Below are 17,896 nucleotides of genomic sequence, written 5' to 3' on the forward strand. Positions count from 1 at the left end.
GAGCCCGCCGCAGGCGCGCCGCCCCGGGCCCGCCGCCACGACATCGCGGACTGGCGCCCCGAGGACCCCGTCTTCTGGAAGGAGACCGGCGCCCGGACCGCCCGCCGCAACCTCCTCTTCTCCGTCCTCTCCGAGCACATCGGCTTCTCCGTCTGGAGCCTGTGGTCCGTCCTCGTCCTCTTCCTCGGGCCCGAGTACGGCATCGACCCCGCAGGAAAGTTCCTGCTCACCGCCTTGCCGACGGCCCTCGGCGCGGTACTGCGGCTGCCGTACACCGTCGCCGTCGCGACCTTCGGCGGCCGCAACTGGACGGTGATCAGCGCCCTCCTGCTGCTCGTCCCGACGGTCCTGGCCGGGGTCGTCCTCGAACCCGGCGTCTCCTACGGGACCCTGCTCGCCGTCGCGTGCGTCGCCGGCGTCGGCGGCGGCAACTTCGCCTCCTCCATGGCCAACATCAACGCCTTCTACCCCCAGCGGCTCAAGGGCCGGGCCCTCGGCGTCAACGCCGGCGGCGGCAACCTCGGCGTCCCCGCCGTCCAGCTCCTCGGTCTGCTGGTCCTGGCCACCGCGGGCAGCGCGCACCCGCGCCTGCTGCCCCTGCTCTACATTCCCCTCATCGCCCTCGCGGCCCTCGGCGCCGCGCTGCGCATGGACAACCTGACCGCCCTGCGCAACGACAAGCGCGCCCTGCGCGAGATCTGCCGCGAGCCGCACACCTGGGTGATGTCGGTGCTCTACATCGGCACCTTCGGCTCCTTCATCGGCTTCGGATTCGCCTTCGGGCAGGTGCTGCAGGTGCAGTTCCACGCCGACTTCGACACCCCGGTCAAGGCCGCGACGCTCACCTTCCTCGGCCCGCTCCTCGGCTCCCTCGTGCGCCCCGTCGGCGGAATGATGGCCGACCGCTGGGGCGGCGCCCGGGTGACGCTGGCGAACTACGGGGCGATGGCGGCGGGCGCGCTGACCGTCCTGGCCGCGTCCCGGCAGGGCTCGCTGCCGCTGTTCGTCACCGGGTTCGTGGCCCTGTTCGTCTTCAGCGGCATCGGCAACGGCTCCACGTACAAGATGATCCCGGCGATCTTCCGCGCCTGGGCCCGGACCGCGGTGGAGGTCCACGGCACCGACCCGGCCGAAGCCGAGCAGACCTCCCGGCGCCGCGCCTCGGCCCTGATCGGCGTCGCCGGCGCCGTGGGGGCCTTCGGCGGCGTCCTGGTCAACCTCGCCTTCCGGCAGTCCTTCCTCGGCTCGCACAACGGCGACGCGGCCTACCTGGCCTTCCTGGCCGCGTATGTGGTGTGCGCGGCGCTGACGTGGGCGGTCTACCTGCGGCCCCGTCCGGGCCGGCCGGCGGGGGTGTAGGCGACGACGGCGATGACGATGGTGACAACGGCGGCAACGGCGACAGCGGCCACAGCGGCGATAGCGGCGGCAACGGTGACGGCGACGGCGCGGCGCGCGCCCGCTCTGGTGCTGGTCGCCCACGGCACCCGGAGCCCGGCCGGCATCGCCGTGACCGAGGCCCTGGCCGGGCGCGTCCGCGCCCTGCGGCCGGACCTCGCCGTACGGGTCGGCTACCTCGGCCTGGTGGCGCCCTCCCTGGACGAGGTCCTGGCCGGGCTGCGGGGCGAGGCGGTGCTCGTGCCGCTGCTCCTCGGGACCGGCCACCACATACGGGTCGACATTCCGGCGGCGGTGGCGTCCGCGGGGCCCCGGCTGCGGTGCCGTACCGCCCCCGCGCTGGGGCCGCACCCGCTGCTCGCCGAGGCCCTCGCGGACCGGCTGGCGGAGGCGGGGCGGGAGGCCCGCTCGCCGGCCCCCGTCGTCCTCGCCGCTGCGGGGTCCTCGGACCCCGCAGCCCGGGCGGACACCACGCGCATGGCGCGGCTGCTGGCCCTGCGGATGGGAGTGAGGGTGATGCCGTCGTACGTGTCGGGCGACGGGCGGCGTCCCGCGGAGGCCGTGGCGGCGCTGCGCGACGAGGGGCACGGGGAGGTGTCCGTGGCCACGTACCTGACGGCGCCGGGGCACTTCAGCGAATCCGTACGGAGGGGAGTGAGCGATGTGCTCATGTCCCGCCCGCTGGGCCCGCACGACGCCGTCGCCCGGCTGGTCGTCCGCCGGTATCAGCGGGCCGGCGCGAGTGCGTGCGGGCACCCGGGGAGCAGCCGGACGCCCGTCACGAGCGACGGCCGGATCCGTACCGCGTAGTCCATCCGCCCGTCCCACCAGGGCTTCAGGAGCGTGGCGTAGCGGGCGAGTTCGCCCGGGTCGGTCACCGGCATGCAGTAGCCGGTGACGACGACGCTCCAGCCGAGGTGGGTGACGGGGTCGATGGAGTCGGCCTCGTAGGCGACCACGACGCGGCGGACGGCCGCCCCGGGCGGCTGAGCGGGCCCGGGCGCGGGCTGTTGCGCGGTCGCCGCGAGTCCGGCCAGGGCGGCGCCCTCGTGGGTGCGGATGACGATGTGGCCGCCGTCCACGACGTGGTTGACCGGACGGATCGCCGGCAGGGCGCGCCGGGTGAAGACGACCCGTCCCAGGGAGACGGAGCGCAGGAGCCGGAGGGACTCGGTGCGGGTCAGCTCGATGCGGCGCCGGGGCGGCGCGGTGGTGTCGCTCACCCCTCCAGTACAGGCGGCCGGTTCACAGGGCACCAGGGGCCGAACGGCCCCGGGGCGCCGCACGGTTACTCCTGCCCGTAGGACAGGTGCCGCTCCACCTGTTCTGGCGGCATCGGGGCGCTGATGCGGTAGACGTCGCCCGGCCGCAGGTTCCCCGGCGTCAGGTACTCCTCGCGCTCGGCGACGACGCTGACGGACACCTGCGACTCCGGCTGCCAGTACAGGCGGTAGTTCGGCGCGTTCCAGGGGTCCGGGATCTCCAGCAGCGTCGTGCCGCGCCGCTCCAGCAGCCGCTGCAGCTTCTCGAAGCGCAGCCTCCGGGCGAACCGGCCGTACCGGGCCCGTACGGCGTCGTCGACGACCTTCCCTCCGTGGGCGAGCCGGTGGACCTGCAAGGAGAAGTGGTGGCCCTGCCACGGGTGCCCGGCGGATTCGCGGGTCCAGAAGAACTCCGCCAGGCCGTAGTCGCGCCACATGTTCGTGTCGTCGGGGGAGTTCTCGGCGAAGTCCGGCCCCAGGACCGCGGCCACCCGGTCGGGGGTGTCCGCCGGCCGCGCGCCGAGCACCGTACCGGTCGTGACGACGCCCATGTAGAACGCGAGGGAATGGGGGGTCACCGTGCCGTTCCCGGCTCGCGGCGGGCCCGCGAGGCATCCGGGTCCGCCCCGGACTCCGGCCGCCCGCGGTGCCGGAACCACTCCGGCGCGAGGATCGACATCACCTCGGCGTCGACCCGCTCGCCCTCCCACAGCAGCGCTCCCCGCAGCACGCCCTCCGGTACGAAGCCGGCCTTCTCGTAGACGCGGCGGGCGCGCGGGTTGAAGGCGTACACCTCCAGCCAGATGCGGTGCAGGCCCAGCGTCTCGAAGCCGTGGCCGACGATCAGGCGGGTCGCCTCGGTCCCCAGGCCGCGGCCGGGGGCGCCGGGCACGGAGCAGATGCGGAAGGCGCAGCTCTCGTTGCCCGGGTCCCAGTCGAGGAGGGCCGCTTCGCCGACGACGTTCCCGGTGGCCCTCTCCACGATCGCGAGGTCCAGCCGGTCGTCCTGGTCGCCGCGCGAGGCGTACCAGGCCCGCAGCCCGGCGTCGTCGTGCGTGGTGTGGTCACCGGTCAGCCGTGCCGTCTCCGCGTCCCGGAACATGGGGAGCAGCGCGGGCACGTCGTCCACGGTGACCGGGCGCAGCAGGGTCAGCTCGCCGGTGAGCGTGGGCTTGAAGGCGAAACCGGGGGCGGCCGGAACGCCTTCGGCGTGATCGTTCATGGGCGAAGTGTGCCGGGGCCGGAGCGCCGCTGTCCTCTGGATATCGGCCGGGGGCGCCGGTTCGGCTTGCCGCGTGGATTCCGGCTCGGACGCGGGCTTGGATTCCGGCTTGGAGCCCGGTTTGGGCTCCGGCTTGGGCTCCGGCTTGGAGCCCGGGTTTGGACTTCGGCTTGGACTTCTCCTTGGAGTCCGGCTTGGGCTCCGATTCGGGAAGCCGCTGGTGTCCGCTGTGCGGCCGTCGCCGGCCGGGCCTCACGTCCGGTCCGGCAGCGGGTCGTGCCGGATGCGCCCGGCCGGCACGCCCTCCGCGGTCAGCCGTGCCACGAGCGGTCCGGCCATGGACGGCGGGCCGCTCACGAAGGCGAGCCGCCGGGACCAGTCGCCGAGCCCCGCGACGACGTCGGCCAGCGCGCCGTGCCCGCCCGGGCCGGGGCCCTCGCCGAGCACCTGGGTGACCTTCAGCCACGGGTGGCGGCGGCGCAGGTCCGCCTGCGACTCCGCGTCGTACAGCGCGGAGGGGTGCCGCACCCCGAGGACGAGGTGCACCTCGCGCCGGGCGACCCGGTGCGCGGCCAGTTCCTGAAGCAGCGCCTTGACCGCGGCCCAGCCGGTGTCACCCGCGACGAGCAGCAGGTCGTGCGCGGGATCGTCCTCGTCCAGCGTCATCGTGCCGCTCGGGGGCCCGATCCGCAGGACGTCGCCGACGCGGGTGCGCGCCACGAGGGCCTCGCTGACGCCTCCGCGGCCGGTCAGTTTCACGTGGAACTCCAGCTCGCCGTCCGGGCGGGGCGCGCAGGCGATGGAGTACTGCCGCCACGCCTGGGGCAGGAGCGGCGAGGCCACCGAGGCGTACTGGCCGGCCCGGTACGGGTACGGCTCGTGCGGACGTACGCGCAGGACGGCGAGGTCCGCCCGCCGTAAGTCGTGGTCCGTGACCGTGGCCTGCCAGGCCGCGGGCTCGCCCAGGGCGGCCTCCGCACCCTCGACCATGGCCGCCACCGCGAACCGCAGCATGCGCACCCAGGCCCGCTCCACGTCCTCGCTCCAGCGCGGGCCCGCCGTGCGCCGCAGCGCCTCGCACAGCGAGGCCTCGAACGCCCGGTAGTGGGCGGGCCGTACGCCCAGCTTGCGGTGGTCGCGCCCGAGGCGGGTGAAGGTGGCCGAGACGGCGTCGGGGTCGTGGAGGTTCTCGATCAGGTACCAGAAGGCGGCTTCGAGGTGCTTGCGCTGGAACTCCATCGAGTCCGGGAAGAGGCGCCGCAGGAACGGCCAGTTCGCGAACATCGACTCGTAGAGGTGGGAGATCAAGTCCTCGAACGGCGTGACGAGTTCGAGGTGGTCGGCGATGAGGCGCTGGTCGGCGGCACCGTCGTACGGCTGCCGCGGTGCCGCCGCCGTGGCAGCCGTCCCGGCACCCTCCGCCGTCTGCCGCCCGTCTCCCGAGGGGGAGTGCAGCCGCCTGCGGAGCCGCATCGCGTCGTGCCGGGCGAGCAGCGAGTGGTACGTGTCGTTGACGGGGTTCACGGTGGGCGGCTCCTCGACGGCTCCTCGCGCACGGGCTGGGGCGGGCCAGTATGGCAACCGCCCCGGGGGACCGCCCGGCCCTGGTCAGCAGGGCCGTTCGGCCCTATCGACGGGGTGCGGGCCCGGTGTGAGCTGGGTCCGCGGTTCGTTGCGCCCGGGCCCGGCAGCGGTGCCCGCACCCCTGGTGCGCGGTGCCCTTGCCGGGCCCGGACATACTGCCTCGTATGGACCGAATCGATGCGGAAACAGCTGAGCCGACCGTGCCGTTGCGCGTGTTCATCCTCGACGACCACGAGGTGGTCCGCCGCGGCGTCCGTGACCTCCTGGAGGCGGAGCCGGACATCGAGGTCGTGGGGGAGGCGGCCACGGGCCGGGAGGCCCTCGTGCGCGTCCCGGCGTCCCGCCCGCACGTGGCCGTCCTCGACGTGCGCCTCGGGGAGAGCGGCACGGAGGGCGGCGACCACGGCGGCATCGAGGTGTGCCGCGAACTCCGCGCCCGCATGCCGGGCCTCGCCTGCCTGATGCTGACGTCCTTCGACGACGACGAGGCCCTCTTCGACGCCATCATGGCGGGCGCCGCGGGCTACGTCCTCAAGCAGATCAACGGCTCGGAGCTGGTGTCGGCGGTGCGGACGGTGGCCACGGGCAAGTCGACGCTGGACCCGCGCACGGCGTCCCGGGTGATGGACCGGCTGCGGGCGCCGCGGGAGCCGGAGGCCCCCGAGGCGTCGGAGCTCGACAGCCTCTCGCCCCGCGAGCGGGAGATCCTCGACCTCATCGGGGAGGGGCTGACGAACCGCCAGATCGCGGACCGGCTCTTTCTCGCCGAGAAGACGGTCAAGAACCGGATCTCGTCCATCCTGGCGAAGCTGGGGGTGGGGCGACGGGTACAGGCGGCGGTGATAGCGGGCCGGACGAAGAAGGTTCAGCCGTAGCCGTAGCCGTGGCTGTGGCTGTGGCTGTGGCTGTGGCTGTGGCCACGGCCGTAACCGCTGCCCCGGCCCCGGCCGGAGCCCGTGCGCCGGAAGCCGCGGCGGTGCGGGTTGTGGCGGTGCGGGTTGTGGCGGCGCGGGTCGTGGCAGTGCGGGTTGTGGCGATGCGGTTCGCTCCGGTTCGCGCCGGTCACTCCGGTCGCGCCGGTCACTCGGGCAGCGGCACGCTCCACACGATCCGCGTCCCCCCGCCGTCGGGCGTCTCCACGGCCAGCCGGCCGCCGTGGAGCTCCGCCCGGGACCGCATGTTGGCCAGCCCGCCGCGCCGCGGGGCGGAGCCGACGCCCACGCCGTCGTCCGTCACCGTCAGCGTCGCCCGGTCGGCCACCGTCAGCATGACCTCCACGCGGCGTGCCGCGGCGTGCCGGGCGGCATTGCTGAGCGCCTCCGCCGCCACGGCCAGGATCTGCTCGGCCAGTTCGGCGGGGACGTCGGTGTCGGCGGGCCCCTCGATCCGCAGTGCGGGCGCGAAGCCCAGCGTCCGCGTGGCCGCCTGCACCGCCTCGGCCATGCCGCGGCGCAGGCTCGGCCCGCCGCCGCGGCCGTCCCCGGCCGTCCGCAGGCCGAAGATGGTCGACCGGATGATCTGGATGGTCGTGTCCAGGTCGTCGACCGCCCGGCCGACGCGCTCGGCGGCCTCCGGCCGGTCGATCAGGCGCGTCGCGCTCTGCAGCGTCATGCCGGTGGCGAAGAGCCGCTGGATGGCCAGGTCGTGCAGGTCGCGGGCGATGCGGTCGCGGTCGTGGAGGACGGTGAGCTCCTCCGACTCGGCGCGGTGCTGGGCGAGTTCGAGGGCGATGGCGGCCTGGTCGGCGAAGCCGGATATCAGCTTCACCTCGCTCTCGTCGAACGGCGGCCGCCCGGCGCGGCGGCGCAGCCGCAGCGCGCCGCGGGTGCCGTCGGCGGTCTGGAGAGGGACGGAGAGGGTGGGGCCGTGACGGCCGCCGTCCTGGTCGTCACGTCCCACGAGGCCGTCACGTCCCACGAGGTCGTCACGTCCCACGAGGTCGTCACGTCCCACGAGGTCATCGCGTCCCACGACGACGGCGCTGTCCGCGCCGGCGACCTCCATCGCCCGCTCGGCGATGAGCTTCAGGGCCGCGTCCGCGTCCGTGCCCGACAGCAGGCTGCGGGTGATCTCGCCGAGCGCCTGCAGCCAGCGCTCCCGGCGGCGGCTTTCGTGGTACATGCGGGCGTTGTCGATGGCGACGCCCGCGGCGATGGACAAGGTGGTCAGGACGGCCTCGTCGTCCGCGTCGAACGCGGCGCCGCCCCGCTTCTCGGTGAGGTAGAGGTTGCCGAAGACCTCGTTGCGGACGCGGACCGGCACGCCCAGGAAGGTGCGCATGGGCGGGTGGTGCTCGGGGAAGCCGTAGCTGCGCGGGTGGCGGGTGAGGTCGGTGAGCCGCAGCGGGGAGGGGTTGTGGATGAGCTCGCCGAGGATGCCGCGCCCGCAGGGGGTGCGGCCGATGCGCGCCGTGAGCTCCTCGGACATGCCGACCGGCAGGAACTCCGACAGCGTCTGCCCGTCGCCGACGATGCCGAGGGCGCCGTACTCGGCGTCGGTGAGGGTGACGGCCGCCTCCACGATGCCGCGGAGCACCTGGGGGAGTTCGAGGCCATGGCCGATGCTCATGACGGCGTCGAGGAGACCGCGCATGCGGTCGGCGGACGGTAAGTGCGCGGACTGGGGCCGGGCACTTCGCCGATCGGTGTGATCGGCGTGATCAGTGACTTGATCAGTGGCGTGATCAGTGGCTTGATCTGCGGTTTCCGTCATGACTGCTCCCCGGGCCGAGTCCCTGCCCAGCAGCGTACGACACCTGTGCGACAGGGCCTGACGGGCTGTGGAAAAGGGACCGTACGGCCCTGGGCGCGGGGGTGCCGCGCCGGTGATCCTGGTGTCCGGCCGGGAGGAGCCGCATGGCCCGCCCCCGTGTTCCGGGGCTCCTCCCGCGCCGGTCCGGCCGGAGCTCACGCACCGGCGGTGAACTCGTCCACCAGCTCCCGGAACTCCTCCGGCCGCTCGAAGAAGGCCACGTGCCCGGTGTCGAGCTCGGCGTACGTGCTGCCGGGGAGCGCGGCGTGCAGGGCGCGGCTCTGCTCGACCGGCACGGTGGCGTCCTGCAGGCAGCCGATCACGAGCGTCTCGGCCTGGACGCGGGGCAGCAGGTCGCGGATGTCGACGCGGGCGTCGAGGTCGGCGTGGCGGAGGGTGCCGGGGGTGGGCGGCATGTTGGCGGACATGGCGTCGACCTGCTCCCGCCCGATGGCGTTGAGGAAGCCGCGGCTGAAGCTGGTCATCATGACGAACCGGCCGAAGGACTCGGGGTCGGTCGTGCCGAGCCGGTTCCACAGGGCGAAGGTGTTGCGGAGGAACTCGTCGGCCTCGGTGTGGGCCCAGCCGGCCACCAGGATCAGCCGCCGTACGAGGTCGGGCCGGAGCGCGGCGACGGCGGCGGCGACGGGGGAGCCCATGGAGAAGCCCAGCAGGTCGACGGGCCCGGTGCCGGCGTCCTCGATGACGGCGACGACCTGGGCGGCGAGGCCCTCGACGGTGAGCGGTCCGCCGCCGTCGGTGGTGCGGTCGGTGCCGGAGAGGTCGGGGGTGATGACCGTGCGGTCCTCGGCGAACCGCGGGGCGATCTGACCCCAGGTCAGGGCGGCGCCGGCGGACCCGGTGCCGTGGACGAGGACGAGGGGGGTGCGGGTGGAGCCGGAGGGGCCGAGGCGGTCGTAGTGGACGAGGGCGTCGGAGACGGGGACGGTGGCCGTGGTGACGGCGGCGCTGGTCATGGTCATGGTCGTAGTCGTGGTCGTGGTCGTGGTCATGGGAGAACTCCTGTAGCGAGCGAGATGCGTACCGGTGGGGACGCCCCTCACACTTCCGTCGTCCGCGGCCCGGCGGGAGAGCCCTGCCCACCCTGGGATCGCCGGTCCCTGGTTCGCGGCGTACGCGTCGGCGAGGATGATCCGCATGACGACCGCCCGCCCGGACCGCCCGGAGCTCGCCGACTTCCTCCGCCGCTCCCGCGACCGGATCCGCCCCCAGGACGCGGGCCTGCCCGCGGGCCCCCGGCGCCGCACGCCCGGACTGCGCCGCGAGGAGGTCGCCCAGCTCGCGGGGATGTCGGCGGACTACTACATCCGCCTGGAGCAGGCCCGCGGCCCGCAGCCCTCCCCGCAGATGCTCGCCTCGCTCGCCCGCGCCCTGCGCCTGGACACCGACGAGCGCGACCACCTGTACCTGCTCGCGGGCCACCGCCCGCCCGCGGGCCGCACCGCGGGCGACCACGTGGCCCCCGGCCTGCTCCACCTCCTCGACCAGCTGCCCGCGACACCGGCGCAGGTCCTCAGCGACCTGGGCGACGTGCTGGCGCAGAACGCCATGGCCCGCGCCCTCCTCGGCGGCGTCTGCACCGTCTCCGAGCACGGCCGCAACGTCGTCTGGCGCTGGTTCACCGACCCGGCCGTCCGCGCCGCGTACCCGCCCGAGGAGCACGAGCACTACGGCCGGCTGCACGCCGCGGACCTGCGCGCCGCCGTGGCCCGCCGCGCGGGGGATCCGGCGGCGACCCGCCTGGTCGACCGCCTCCGCGGGGCCAGCGACGAGTTCTGCTCCCTCTGGGAGCGCCATGAGGTGGCCGTCCGCCGCCGCACCCGCATGCGCGTCCTGCACGCGGTGGTGGGCCCCGTCGACCTGGACTGCCAGGTCCTGCTCTCCCCGGACTGCGACCAGCGCCTGATCCTCCTCACTCCGCCCCCGGGCACGGACACCCCGGACCGCCTGGCCCTCCTGGGAGCGGTGGGCACACCGCAGTTCGCCGAACCGGCGGCGAGGTAGCCGCCGGCCCGCGGTCCGCCCCGGGGAGCCGCACTGGACGACCCGTCCGGGCGAGTGTGCCCCCGGCCTGCGCGGGAACACGGAGCGGAAGGGGAAACGGAGCCGCGCGAGAGGAGGCCGACGCCGGTGAAGGCCGTGATCTGCGGCGCCGGAATCGCCGGACTGGGCCTCGCCCGGTGCCTCGGCGACGCCGGCTGGGACGTGGTGGTCCTGGAGAAGGCCCCCGCCCTCCGCACCCAGGGCTACATGATCGACTTCTTCGGTCCGGGCTACACGGCCGCCGAGGAGATGGGCCTGCTGCCCCGGCTGCAGGAGCTCGGCTACGCGGTGCACGAACTCCGCTACGTGGACGAGGACGGACGCAGGCGGGCGGGGATGACGTACGAGACGCTGGGCCGCGCCGTCGGCGGCCGGCTGATCAGCATCATGCGGCCGGACCTCGAACGCGCGCTGTACGACAGCCTGCCCGCGGGCGTCGCCGTACGGTTCGGCACCACGCTCACGGCGATCGAGGACGGTACGGACGGCGCGAGCGTGTTGCTGAACGACGGCACGCACCTCGAAACCGACGTAGTCGTCGGCGCGGACGGCGTCCACTCGGCCGTGCGGCGCCTGGCCTTCTGCGAAGCAGAAGGCGACGACGAGCGCCACGTCCGCCATCTCGGCTTCCACACCGCGGCGTTCGTCTTCGAGGACCCCGGGATCCACGCCGCCTGCCGGGACAGCTTCGTCCTCACCGACACGACCGACCGGCAGATGGGCTTCTACGGCCTGCGCGACGGCCGCGTGGCGGCGTTCGCCGTCCACTGGACGGCCCGCCCCGGCCTGCCCGGCGACCCGCGCGAGGCGCTGCGCAAGGAGTACGGGGGTCTCGGCTGGGTCGTCCCGCAGGCGCTGCGCGCGTGCCCGCCCGGCGACGAGGTGTACTACGACCAAGTCGCCCAGACCGAGGTGCCGTGCTGGAGCCGGGGACGGGTGACCCTGGTCGGCGACGCCTGCTACGCGGTCTCGCTCCTGGCGGGCCAGGGCGCCTCCCTCGGCCTCGCCGGCGCCCGCCTCCTCGCCGGACAGCTGTCCGAGGCGCCGTCGACCGCGACGGCGCTGCGGCGGTACGAGGAGCGGTGGCGCCCGGTGGTCACGGAGAAACAGCGCGCGGCCCGTAAGGGCGTGCGCTGGTTCCTCCCCCGCTCACAGGGCGAACTGCGGGCCCGCCGCCTCGCGTTGCGCGCCGCCCGGCTGCCGGGGGCGGGGCGCTACCTGGCGTCGGCGCTGACGGGGAAGTCGCGGGGGGCCCTGGGCGGGGACTGAAGGGCTGCGTTCCCTTCCGGGAGTCCGGGCTCACGTCGCCGGCAGGCTCTCCAGGTTGCGGGTCATCCGCTGATCCGGGCGGCCTCCCAGCAGGACGGCCGCCGCATGGTTCTCCACCTCAGCCCCGAAGGCCGCGAACTGATGGCCCGCTTCAGCCGCCACCAGCGCTCGGCCTACGAGTTCATCACCGCCGACCGGCCCGAGTGCGAACGCCTGGAGTTCGCCCGCCTGATGCTCAAGTACGTCGCCTCCCAGGACGCGCTCCGCGACCGCTCCCCGGGCGCGTAACGGCGGCTCCGGCGGGTGGTCGGGCGGCGTGGCCGAAACCCTTCGAACCGGCCGGGGGGGGGGGGGGGGGGGGGGCGGGCCCCCGCCCCCCGCCCGGGGGCGGGCGGGGGCGCGTCCGGTGATCACCGGACCCGGCCCCCGGCCGGTTCGAGGAGACTCGCTCAGCGGAAGCGACGGAGCCGGAGGCTGTTCGTGACGACGAACACCGAGGAGAAGGCCATGGCCGCCCCGGCGATCATCGGGTTGAGCATGCCGGCCGCCGCGAGCGGGAGGGCGGCGATGTTGTAGCCGAAGGCCCAGAAGAGGTTGCCCTTGATGGTGCCGAGGGTGCGGCGGGAGAGCCGGATCGCGTCGGCGGCCACCAGCAGGTCGCCCCGTACGAGCGTGAGGTCGCCGGCCTCGATGGCCGCGTCGGTGCCGGTGCCCATGGCCAGGCCGAGGTCGGCGGTGGCCAGGGCGGCCGCGTCGTTGACTCCGTCGCCGACCATGGCGACCGAACGGCCCTCGGCCTGCAGCCGCTTGACGACGTCGACCTTGTCCTGCGGCATGACCTCGGCGATGACCTCGTCGATGCCGACCTCGCGGGCGACGGCCTCGGCGACGGCCTTGTTGTCACCGGTCAGCAGGACGGGAGTGAGGCCGAGGCGGCGCAGTTCGGTGATGGCGGCCGCGCTGGTGTCCTTGACGGCGTCCGCGACGGTGAGGACGCCGCGGGCCTCGCCGTCCCAGGCGACGGCCACGGCGGTACGGCCCTCGGCCTCCGCGGCGGCCTTCGCCGCGGCGAGTTCGACCGGCAGCTCGATGACCCACTCGGCGAGCAGCTTCTCCCGCCCGACGAGGACCGCGTGGCCCTCCACGACGCCCTGGACGCCCAGTCCCGCGATGTTCTCGAAGCTCTCGGGGACCGGCAGGCCGCCGGTGCGCTCGGTGGCGCCGTCGGCGATGGCGCGGGCGATGGGGTGCTCGGAGGCGTGCTCCAGCGCACCGGCCAGGCGCAGCAGTTCCTGCTCGGAGACGCCGGGGGCGGTGATGACCTCGTGCAGGGCCATGCGGCCGGTGGTGACGGTGCCGGTCTTGTCCAGGACGACGGTGTCGACGCGGCGCGTGGACTCCAGGACCTCGGGGCCCTTGATGAGGATGCCGAGCTGGGCGCCGCGGCCGGTGCCGACCATGAGGGCGGTCGGGGTGGCCAGGCCCAGGGCGCAGGGGCAGGCGATGATGAGCACGGCGACGGCGGCCGTGAAGGCGGCGGTGGCGTCGCCGGTCACGAGCAGCCAGGTGAGCAGGGTGCCGAGGGCGATCAGCAGGACGACGGGGACGAAGATCCCGGAGATGCGGTCGGCCAGGCGCTGGACGGCGGCCTTGCCGTTCTGGGCGTCCTCCACGAGCTTGGCCATGCGGGACAGCTGGGTGTCCGAGCCGACCCGGGTGGCCTCGACGACCAGACGGCCGGAGGCGTTGACGGTGGCGCCGGTGACGGCGTCGCCCACGGTCACGTCGACGGGGACGGACTCGCCGGTGAGCATGGAGGCGTCGACGGCCGAACTGCCCTCGGTCACCGTGCCGTCGGTGGCGATCTTCTCCCCGGGCCGTACGACGAACAGGTCGCCGACCGCCAGCTCCTCCACGGGAACGCGGACTTCGCGCCCGTCGCGCAGGACGGCCACGTCCTTGGCGCCCAGCTCCAGGAGCGCCCGCAGGGCCGCGCCGGCCTTGCGCTTGGACTTCGCCTCCAGGTAGCGCCCGGCCAGGATGAAGGCGGTGACGCCGGCCGCGGCCTCCAGGTAGATGGAGGACGAGCCGTCCGCCCGCGAGACCGAGAAGTCGAAGCCGTGCCGCATGCCCGGCATGCCGGCGTGGCCGAAGAACAGCGCCCACAGCGACCAGCCGAGGGCGGCCAGCGTGCCTATCGACACGAGCGTGTCCATCGTCGCGGCCCCGTGCCGGGCGTTGGTCCACGCCGCCTTGTGGAAGGGCAGCGCGCCCCACACCACCACCGGGGCGGCCAGGGTCAGGGACAGCCACTGCCAGTTGTCGAACTGGAGGGCCGGGACCATGGCCATCAGGACGACCGGCACCGCGAGGACGAGCGAGGCCAGGAGCCGCTGCCGCAGGGCGCCGACCTCTCCACCGCCGTGGCCGGGCTCCTGCTCCTGCCCCTGAGGCGTCTGCGCTTCCGCGCGGGCCGTCGGCTTGGGCGGCTCCTGGGCGGTGTAGCCGGTCTTCTCGACAGTGGCGATCAGATCGGCGACCGCCACACCCGGCCCGTAGGAGACCTTGGCCTTCTCGGTGGCGAAGTTGACCGCCGCCGTGACGCCTTCCATGCGGTTGAGCTTCTTCTCGATGCGTGCCGCGCAGGACGCGCAGGTCATGCCGCCGATGGAAAGTTCGACTTCGGAGGCGGCCGCGGCGGGTGCCGGGGTCTTCTCGAGAGCGGTGCTGGTCATACGGAGTCTCCTGGAGGAGGGCCGGAGCTGCGGGCGTCCATATCAGTGGAGCGGCACGATCCGGCGGTACCGGGAACTTGTGTACGGGGGGTGCGGCGGGCGTACGGCTACGGGCGTACCTACGGCTACAGGCGTACCTACGGCCGCGGGCGGGCGTATGGCCACGGGCCTACGGGGCGGGGGTACCTCAGGCGCGGCCGGCGAGCTCGTAGCCCGCCTCGTCCACGGCGGCGCGGACGGCCTCGTCGTCCAGCGGGCCGGTGGAGGTGACGGTCACCAGTCCGGTGGCGGCCACGGCCTTGACGGAGGTCACGCCGGCCAGGGCGGACACCTCCTGCGAGACCGAGCCCTCGCAGTGGCCGCAGGTCATGCCGGTCACGTTGTAGATGGTGGTGATGGAGGTCATGGCACTTCCTTCGGGTCGTCGCGTCTTCGTTCTTCTTCGTGCTGCGTTCGTGAGAACTGTATACCCCCCAGGGGTATTCCGGAAGGCCGGAAAAAGCGCGGGGGCGGCCCCGTGGTGCCGCCCCCCCGGGGTGGTGGGGCGCGCGCGTCCGGCCCGGCGCGCGGCACACGGGGGGGGGCGGCCCGGGGGGCCCCCCCCCCGCGCTTTCGTGGGACGCGCGCGTCAGTACAGGCGCGCCGGCCGGCGCGCAGCGCGAGCGCGCCCGCCCGTCACCGCTGGCTGTTGCGGAAGCCGATGATCACCGCGCCCCACCAGCACGCCTGGGAGACCAGGGCGGTGCCGGCGCCCCAGGCCAGGAAGCGGCGCGGCGGCTGTCCCCCGGGGCGGCGGGCGGCGGCCATGCGACGGTTGAGCAGGCCGGCCTGCAGCCCGTTGAGGGAGAGCGCCAGCACCATCACCAGCTTGATGCGGGTGGGTGTCGAGGAGGTGTCCGGGTGCAGCAATACGCCGCTGCCCACCAGGCCCGCCAGGCCCGCCCAGATCGGCGTGTGCAGCCGGCCCGCACTGTCGAGGGTGTCCATCAGCGACATCCGGCCGGTCAGCCACAGCATGCCGTAGTAGTCGGCGACGAGTACGGCGCCGAAGCCCAGCGCCAGGGTCGCCAGGTGTACGAAGAGCGCCGCGGTGTGCAGCGAGGCGTCCACCCGCAGGTGCCCGGAGACCCAGACGGCCGCGCCCCACGCCGCGCAGACGACCAGCGCGGCCCCCGCGACCGTCCACCACGAGTCGTACACCCCCACGGGCCGGGCGTACCGGGCGCTCCTCGCCCAGCCCGGCGCCGGCCGCGAGTGGGGGAGGTAGGACACCGAGGGGTCGCGGGGCAGGGCGGTGGACACACTTCTCCGATCAAGTAAGGCGAGGCTTACCTCACCAGTGGCGAGTGGTCACTATGACTGGTTGAACCCTTGAACACCACATGCGGCCACTTGTCGTGACCGCCTCGTTGCCGACCCGAGATCGACGGGCGGGGGCGTCTCTGCCACCGGACGACAACGACGAAGCCCCCGACCGGAATCCGGTCGGGGGCTTCGTCTGCCCTGCTGGGCGAGTGCGGAGAACTGAGGCGCGGTGCAACATCGGCTCCCCGACACCGAACCCACCCGTCATCACGACGAGGAACTAAGGCCCGCTTGTGTCCCGGTGCCCTTCTGCGGATGGCAGAGGGGGCACCAGGTGGTCAGGCGCGTGTCCGGCGGGGCAGCAGGAACATCAGGGCCCACATCACTGCCAGGGCTCCGGTGACGTACCAGATGGTGCCCGTGAACGCGCTGGTCACGGTGGTGCCGTGGCTGCCGGCCGGGGCGTGGGTGAAGAACACCACGGAGGCCGCGGCGATGCCAAGGGCGGTGCCGAGTTGCATCGCGGTGTTGAACAGCCCGGACGCGGACCCCGCGTCCTCGTGTCCCACCTGGCCGAGTGCCAGGCCGGCGAGCCCGGCGCCGATCATGCCGAAGCCGGCTCCGAAGAGGACCATCGGGGCAACGGCGGCCGCGAACGGCAGACCCGTGCCCTGGGCGGTGATCAGCAGGTGGTAGCCGACCAGAGTGACCACGACGAGCACGGCACCCGCCTGCGGGACGCGCCGGGCCTGACGCGCCGCCACCTTCGAGGCGAGCATGGCACCGGCCATACCGCCGATCGAGACGGCGATCGACCCCGGAGCGAACTGCGCCGGAGAAAAGCCCAGCCCCTCCTGCATGAACAGGGTCCAGGTCAGGAGGAACACGCCGGAGACCAGTCCGAAGACCAGCTGGGCGGCCAGCCCGCCGGCGAACGCCTTGCCCCGGAACAGGGACAGCGCGACCAGCGCCGAGCCGTCCTTGGAGGTCTTCGCCCGCTGCTGGGCCACGAAAACAGCCAGCACGACAGCGCCCGCGGCCGGCATGGCGAAGCTCCAGGCCGGCCAGTTCCGCTCGCCGCCGACGGTGAGCGGGTAGGCGATCAGCAGGAGCGCGGCACTCGAGAGCGCCATGCCCAGCAGGTCCAGACGGCGGGCCTGCTGGTCACGGGACTCCGGAATGCACCGGAGACCGAGCAGGACGGTGGCCAGGCCGATGGGCAGGTTGATCAGGAAGATCGGCCGCCAGCCGAGGCCGAAGAGGTCGGCACTGGTCAGGACGGCTCCCAGGACAGGGCCGAGGACACCGCCGAGCGACATGATCATCCCGTAGAGGCCGAACGCCTTGGCCCGCGATTCCCCGTCGAAGGTGACGTGGATCGTGGCCAGGACCTGCGGCACCATCGCTGCGGCGGCCGCGCCCTGAAGGGCCCGGGCGGCGATCAGCAGTTCCGGGCTGGTGGCGATGCCGCACAGCAGCGACGCCAGGGTGAACACACCTGTGCCGACGAGGAAGATCCGCTTGCGGCCGTAGAGGTCTCCCAGGCGGCCGCCGGTGATCAGAGCGAGGGCGAAGGTGAGGGTGTACGCGGCCGGGATCCACTGCGTCGCGGCGCTGGATGCACCGGTGTCGGCCTGGACCGACGGCAGCGCGGTGTAGACGATCGAGCCGTCCAGCGCGTTCATCAGCTCCGCGATCAGCACCACGACCAAGGTGATGGTGCGGGCGCGGCCCGGCCCGGCGCCGGAGCGCGGCCGGCCGGAGGTATGGGTGTCGGTGGACACGGAACAACAATTCCTGTTCGCATGGGGGGTAGAGGGGCAAGCCTGGGCATGCCCGTACGCCTGCTGCGAGCAGGAGCGGAAAAGGGTACGACGAAGCCCAGGCCATCGGGTGCACCACCGTCGAGGCATGCGTCGGAAGCCCGCTTCAGCGGACAGCCGGAAAGAGCGCCTCAAGACGAGCGGCTACAGGGCCTGGGAGATAAGTCATCACCTCGTGAAACACAACACGGACGAAGCGCGGACGCGCTTCGCAGTCCTCCAGAGTACGGTCGGCGCCTGCCTGTGCAAACCCATTTTCCGACCGCCCTGTCCTCGCCCGTCCTGCCGTCTCGAAACGAGGTCGACCGCAGTGATCGCGATCGACTTCATGAGGATGCGCAGGATGTGGGTGCTCCAGCAGCCCCGGGCCGCAAGCGGCTGAGCAATCGTTCGCTGTGGTGGCCATAATCCGGGTCGTTGAGAGCGGCGGGCGTGAAATCCGTGTGCAGCAGTCGGCGATCGAGCCGGGCCTCAAGGCAACCG

17 protein-coding genes are annotated in these 17,896 nt (G+C 73.6%); 6 read left to right on the plus strand and 11 right to left on the minus strand.

Features of this window, described 5'->3' with window-relative positions; genetic code table 11:
* Window positions 1-42: 42 nt before the first annotated feature.
* Together ACOTKD_RS08370 and ACOTKD_RS08375 are read left to right on the plus strand one after the other, a co-directional pair.
* A complete protein-coding gene (locus ACOTKD_RS08370) occupies window positions 43-1,359 on the plus strand; it encodes a nitrate/nitrite transporter (protein WP_424888400.1) in 1,317 nt (438 codons plus the stop codon).
* Between the two features lie 12 nt (window positions 1,360-1,371).
* Window positions 1,372-2,208 (plus strand): sirohydrochlorin chelatase, encoded by an 837-nt coding sequence (locus ACOTKD_RS08375; RefSeq protein WP_424888224.1) that lies wholly within the window; start codon window positions 1,372-1,374, stop codon window positions 2,206-2,208.
* On the opposite strand, the gene ACOTKD_RS08380 is transcribed toward ACOTKD_RS08375, so the two are convergent.
* The 4 genes from ACOTKD_RS08380 to ACOTKD_RS08395 form a co-directional block, all read right to left on the minus strand.
* Window positions 2,124-2,621, minus strand: a complete 498-nt coding sequence (locus tag ACOTKD_RS08380) for a pyridoxamine 5'-phosphate oxidase family protein (protein ID WP_424888225.1) — start codon at window positions 2,619-2,621, stop codon at window positions 2,124-2,126. The genes ACOTKD_RS08375 and ACOTKD_RS08380 overlap by 85 nt on opposite strands.
* 65 nt (window positions 2,622-2,686) lie before the next feature.
* Window positions 2,687-3,238, minus strand: a complete 552-nt coding sequence (locus tag ACOTKD_RS08385; RefSeq protein WP_424888226.1) for a hypothetical protein — start codon at window positions 3,236-3,238, stop codon at window positions 2,687-2,689.
* Window positions 3,235-3,882: a GNAT family N-acetyltransferase gene (locus ACOTKD_RS08390; RefSeq protein WP_424888227.1), complete on the minus strand. Its 648-nt coding sequence runs from the start codon at window positions 3,880-3,882 to the stop codon at window positions 3,235-3,237. Before ACOTKD_RS08390 ends, ACOTKD_RS08385 begins: the two co-directional genes overlap by 4 nt.
* A 252-nt stretch (window positions 3,883-4,134) precedes the next feature.
* Window positions 4,135-5,406: a globin domain-containing protein gene (locus ACOTKD_RS08395; protein WP_424888228.1), complete on the minus strand. Its 1,272-nt coding sequence runs from the start codon at window positions 5,404-5,406 to the stop codon at window positions 4,135-4,137.
* A 224-nt stretch (window positions 5,407-5,630) separates the two neighbouring features.
* On the opposite strand from ACOTKD_RS08395, the gene ACOTKD_RS08400 reads away from it, so the two are divergent.
* Complete coding sequence (locus tag ACOTKD_RS08400) at window positions 5,631-6,341, plus strand: response regulator (protein WP_424888229.1); 711 nt, start codon at window positions 5,631-5,633, stop codon at window positions 6,339-6,341.
* Here ACOTKD_RS08400 and ACOTKD_RS08405 read toward each other — a convergent pair.
* The 3 genes from ACOTKD_RS08405 to ACOTKD_RS08415 form a co-directional block, all read right to left on the minus strand.
* A complete protein-coding gene (locus ACOTKD_RS08405; protein WP_424888230.1) occupies window positions 6,332-6,550 on the minus strand; it encodes a hypothetical protein in 219 nt (72 codons plus the stop codon). The genes ACOTKD_RS08400 and ACOTKD_RS08405 overlap by 10 nt on opposite strands.
* The gene (locus ACOTKD_RS08410) at window positions 6,547-8,058 is read right to left on the minus strand and encodes a GAF domain-containing sensor histidine kinase (RefSeq protein WP_424888231.1); all 1,512 of its coding nucleotides are present in this window, start codon (window positions 8,056-8,058) and stop codon (window positions 6,547-6,549) included. Before ACOTKD_RS08410 ends, ACOTKD_RS08405 begins: the two co-directional genes overlap by 4 nt.
* 314 nt (window positions 8,059-8,372) lie before the next feature.
* On the minus strand, window positions 8,373-9,230 hold the full coding sequence (locus tag ACOTKD_RS08415; protein WP_424888232.1) for an alpha/beta fold hydrolase: 858 nt from the start codon (window positions 9,228-9,230) through the stop codon (window positions 8,373-8,375).
* Window positions 9,231-9,375: 145 nt separating this feature from the next.
* Here ACOTKD_RS08415 and ACOTKD_RS08420 point away from each other — a divergent pair, with 145 nt between their 5' ends.
* From ACOTKD_RS08420 to ACOTKD_RS08430, 3 genes are all read left to right on the plus strand, one after another.
* The gene (locus ACOTKD_RS08420; protein WP_424888233.1) at window positions 9,376-10,242 is read left to right on the plus strand and encodes a helix-turn-helix transcriptional regulator; all 867 of its coding nucleotides are present in this window, start codon (window positions 9,376-9,378) and stop codon (window positions 10,240-10,242) included.
* A 126-nt stretch (window positions 10,243-10,368) separates the two neighbouring features.
* Complete coding sequence (locus tag ACOTKD_RS08425) at window positions 10,369-11,550, plus strand: FAD-dependent oxidoreductase (protein ID WP_424888234.1); 1,182 nt, start codon at window positions 10,369-10,371, stop codon at window positions 11,548-11,550.
* Between the two features lie 105 nt (window positions 11,551-11,655).
* The gene (locus ACOTKD_RS08430) at window positions 11,656-11,838 is read left to right on the plus strand and encodes a hypothetical protein (RefSeq protein ID WP_424888235.1); all 183 of its coding nucleotides are present in this window, start codon (window positions 11,656-11,658) and stop codon (window positions 11,836-11,838) included.
* Window positions 11,839-11,999: 161 nt separating this feature from the next.
* On the opposite strand, the gene ACOTKD_RS08435 is transcribed toward ACOTKD_RS08430, so the two are convergent.
* The 4 genes from ACOTKD_RS08435 to ACOTKD_RS08450 all read right to left on the minus strand — a co-directional run bounded on the left by ACOTKD_RS08435 (window position 12,000) and on the right by ACOTKD_RS08450 (window position 17,374).
* The gene (locus ACOTKD_RS08435) at window positions 12,000-14,285 is read right to left on the minus strand and encodes a heavy metal translocating P-type ATPase (RefSeq protein ID WP_424888236.1); all 2,286 of its coding nucleotides are present in this window, start codon (window positions 14,283-14,285) and stop codon (window positions 12,000-12,002) included.
* Window positions 14,286-14,472: 187 nt separating this feature from the next.
* Entirely contained in the window at window positions 14,473-14,691 is a 219-nt protein-coding gene (locus ACOTKD_RS08440; RefSeq protein WP_424888237.1) for a heavy-metal-associated domain-containing protein, read from the minus strand.
* Between the two features lie 269 nt (window positions 14,692-14,960).
* The gene (locus ACOTKD_RS08445) at window positions 14,961-15,587 is read right to left on the minus strand and encodes a hypothetical protein (protein WP_424888238.1); all 627 of its coding nucleotides are present in this window, start codon (window positions 15,585-15,587) and stop codon (window positions 14,961-14,963) included.
* 341 nt (window positions 15,588-15,928) lie between these two features.
* Window positions 15,929-17,374: an MFS transporter gene (locus ACOTKD_RS08450; protein ID WP_424888239.1), complete on the minus strand. Its 1,446-nt coding sequence runs from the start codon at window positions 17,372-17,374 to the stop codon at window positions 15,929-15,931.
* Window positions 17,375-17,896: the final 522 nt, after the last annotated feature.

The organism is Streptomyces sp. XH2 (genome assembly GCF_049725035.1).
Classification (GTDB): Bacteria; Actinomycetota; Actinomycetes; order Streptomycetales; family Streptomycetaceae; genus Streptomyces; species Streptomyces roseoverticillatus.